The sequence below is a fragment of the Schleiferilactobacillus shenzhenensis LY-73 genome, assembly GCF_000469325.1.
Lineage (GTDB): Bacteria > Bacillota > Bacilli > Lactobacillales > Lactobacillaceae > Schleiferilactobacillus > Schleiferilactobacillus shenzhenensis.
Window position 1 is genome coordinate 39,668 of record NZ_KI271595.1, and the last position, 3,469, is coordinate 43,136.

At 57.2% G+C, this 3,469-nt stretch carries 3 protein-coding genes; all 3 read right to left on the reverse strand.

Features of this window, described 5'->3' with window-relative positions; all coding sequences use genetic code 11:
* Window positions 1–140: 140 nt before the first annotated feature.
* From L248_RS10135 to croR, 3 genes are read right to left on the reverse strand one after another with little or no spacing between them, the layout of a single operon-like run.
* The gene (locus L248_RS10135) at window positions 141–1,415 is read right to left on the reverse strand and encodes a serine hydrolase (RefSeq protein WP_022530119.1); all 1,275 of its coding nucleotides are present in this window, start codon (window positions 1,413–1,415) and stop codon (window positions 141–143) included.
* Window positions 1,402–2,622, reverse strand: coding sequence for a sensor histidine kinase (locus L248_RS10140; protein WP_022530120.1), 1,221 nt, complete (start codon window positions 2,620–2,622; stop codon window positions 1,402–1,404). The genes L248_RS10135 and L248_RS10140 overlap by 14 nt, the downstream gene beginning before the upstream one ends.
* Window positions 2,619–3,314, reverse strand: a complete 696-nt coding sequence (gene croR / locus L248_RS10145) for a response regulator transcription factor CroR (protein WP_022530121.1) — start codon at window positions 3,312–3,314, stop codon at window positions 2,619–2,621. The genes L248_RS10140 and croR overlap by 4 nt, the downstream gene beginning before the upstream one ends.
* Window positions 3,315–3,469: the final 155 nt, after the last annotated feature.

Below are 3,469 nucleotides of genomic sequence, written 5' to 3' on the forward strand. Positions count from 1 at the left end.
CGCGAAACTTCCCTGGCACAAAAAAACTGGAACGGCGATTATTAGCCCCGTGATAAACGGAGCGACGATCGTTGTTCCAGCTTCTGGCTGTTTCTATTTCCTGAAAAAATATACCGAATATTGAAATACAGGGCCTGCAACTAAAACAGCTGACCCAGCCACCGGAGGAAGCGTTCAAAGAAGTTCAGCTTGGCGACACTCTTGGTGGGGGCTAAAGAAATCTCCTGGCTGTCGTTCTGCGGCAGATAGCCCAGGGTATCCTTGGTCAGTGTCGTGCTCGCTGTCGGCCGGCCCTTGACCACTGGGGCACTTAACGCAGCGGTCTTGGGCAAGGCCCGGACCGGCGTGACGACTTGGCCTTGGTAGGCCCACCCGACCACGGATTTGGTCAACTGCAAGGTGGTACTGGCCTGCTTGCCGTCGGTCACCTTGACCTTCTGTTTGGCGGTATTTTCCCGGTTCAGCGTCACCGGCCGCCAGGCTTGGTTGACGGCCCGCAGCAGAGCGGCGGTCTGAACGAAGCGCTTCGTATCGTCGGTCTCTGCCCCGTTAGCGTGGAGCAGCACACTCACTAGCCGGCGGTTCTGCCAGGGCATCGTGGCGACGAGACATTGCCCCGCCAGATCGGACGTCCCCGTTTTCAAGCCGTCCACCGGCAAGTCGCTTTGGGCCAGGCTGTTGCCGGTCAGCAAAGCGTTCCAGTTCGTCATGGCGTAGGTCTGGCTGGCGGTCACCGCGAAGTTCTTGTGCACCACTTGCGTATCTTGCAATACATCCGGATAAGTTTGCAGCAAGTGGCGGACGACCACGCCAATATCCGCCGCGCTCATTTTATTTTCCCCGTCGGCCGGGGTGCCGTGCACGCGCATACTCTCCGGCAACAGACTGTTATTCAAGCCGCTGGTGGTGTACAGCGTGGCATCGCGAATCCCCAAGGTCGTTAAGTGCTCCTGCATTTCTTTAATGAAGGCTTGCTGGGAACCTGCCAACCGGTTGGCTAAGAGCATCACCGCCACGTTGGCCGAATAGATCCAGCCGGCATCGTACAGTTCCTTGACCGTGTAGGATTTCTCGGCCAACGGTACGTTGGAGAGATTGGTGTCCTTGCTCAGCTTGACCTCAGCAGCCGTAGGCGTGGCGGTGTCCGTCCAGGACAAGCGGCCATGGGCCACGGCATCCCGGATCAGGTACAGACTGACGATCTTGGTCAGCGAGGCCAGCGGATGCGGGGTGGCGGCGTCCTTGGCCGCCAAGACCTTGCCGCTGGTCAGGTCAAAGACCACGCCGGCGGTACCGCCGACAGGAATCGTATTCGTGTTGACTGCTGCCTGGGCCGTGGGTGCACCAAAAATCAAGGCCAGGAGGCTGAGCCACACAAGGACCAGCCCGGCCCACGTTGTTTTACGCGGTTGCATGTTCGGGAGTGCCTGCTTTCTTCTTCTGAGTTTTTTCTGCGGCTTGGATGGCCGCCGGCTTGGCCACTTTCTTCCCGGGGGCTGCCGGTAAATAAATGACGAAACTGGTCATCTTGGCATCCGACGTGGCGTAGATGTAGCCGCCGTGCAGGGCGACGATGCTCTGGGCGATGGCCAAGCCAAGGCCGGAACCGCCCGTCTCCTGGGACCGGGATTCTTCCACGCGGTAGAAACGATCGAACAGGTGACTGAGGGAATCGTTGGGAATCTCGGCGCCGTCGTTGGAAACCTTGATGATCACCTCGTTGCCCACCTGCTGCGCCGTCAGCCAAATATGGGTGGCGCCCTGGCCGTACTTCAAGCCGTTCACCAGCAGGTTATTGAACACCCGGACAAGTTTCTCCGGATCCGCTGTCATCACCAGCGGACTGGGCGTGGTGCGCACATCAATGTCGATGTGTTTCTTCTCTGCTTCCAGTTCGAAGCTGGCCGCCAGCTGTTCCAGCAGATTGGTCAGAGAGAACTCGGTGGTGTTCAGCCGCGTGCCGTTTTGGCGCACTTTGGTGTACTCGAACAGGTCGTCCACCAGCACTTTCATCTGCTTGGACTTCACGTAGGCCGTGTGACTGAACTTCAGCAGCTCTTCTTCGGAATGGTACTGCCGGTCTTCAATCAGCCCCAGGTAGCCAATGATCGACGTCAGCGGCGTACGAATATCGTGGCTGACGTTAGAAATCAGCTCATCCTTCGACTTTTCAATCTGGCGTTCCTCGTCCATTGACTGCACAGTGGAGTCCACCAAGGCGTTGATGGAATCGATCACTTTCTGCAAGTCGGTCTTGACGAGAAACGGAATGCGGTGGCCCAGGTGACCGTCGGCGATGTAGTGCAGCTCAGCGATCACGTGGCGCATCTGGATCTGGTGGTACCGGCGAATCAGGCGCCACCAGACGACAATAGCGTCGAAGATAATCATGAGAAAGATGAACAGCCACTGCCAGCTCCACAGCTGCAGCGTATTGTTCTGGTTCAAGCCAATCTTCAAGAGCCAGATCCCATCCTGCACCTGGGGCGAGCGGTTGAGCACCTGGGTAATCAGGACCAGCACGGCGAAGTTGAGCAAGACCATGATGACCACCGTGACGATACCTTCGATGATCAGCTCGCTCTTCTCCCGGCCAGTCAGTTTAACTTTTTTCTGAATCATGACGCCTCGACCTTGTAGCCGACACCCCACACGGTCTGGATGACTTTCTCCCCGCCCGTGGCGGCCTCGATCTTATCCCGTAAGTGAGAAACGTGGACCATGACGGTCTTCGCGCTGACGATGGACTCCTGCTGCCAGACGCGCTCGAAGATCTCATCGGCGGAGAAAACCCGGTTGGGATGGCTAGCGAGCAGGTAGAGAATGCCGAACTCCAAGGCTGTCAGCTGAATGGTCTTGCCGTTCAGCGTCGTCACCTCATGGGAATCCTTATTGATGTTCAGCGGACCGACCGACAGCGTCTCCGGCGTCTCGTTGGTCACCTGACCTGAACTGCGCCGCAGCAAGGACTTGACCCGAGCCATCACTTCCAGCGGGTTGAAGGGCTTGGCAACGTAATCGTCGGCGCCGGTGATGAGGCCCTTGATTTTGTCCATGTCAGCGGTCTTGGCGCTGACCACGATGATCGGGATCTGGGAATCCTTACGCACTTCCTTGATCACGTCAATGCCGGACATGCTGGGCATCATAATGTCCAGGATCATCAAGGCAATATCCGGATTCGTAGCCAGCTTGGTCATGGCTTCCTTGCCGGAATACGCCACGACGCTTTCGTAGCCTTCATTTTTCACGTAGATGTTGAGCAGCTCCACGATTTCTTTATCATCGTCAACGATGAGAATCTTTTTGGCCATACATAACACTCCGTTCAACTAGAATTGCGGCGCGCGCTGCGACCGCCCGCGCCATCTAGGAACATGATACCAGAGATAGCTTAAGAATGTCTTTAGAGGCAGAGGGCGGAGGCCGACGGTTAGCGGCACCGGGCTGAGTGGCCTTAAGCCGGAAA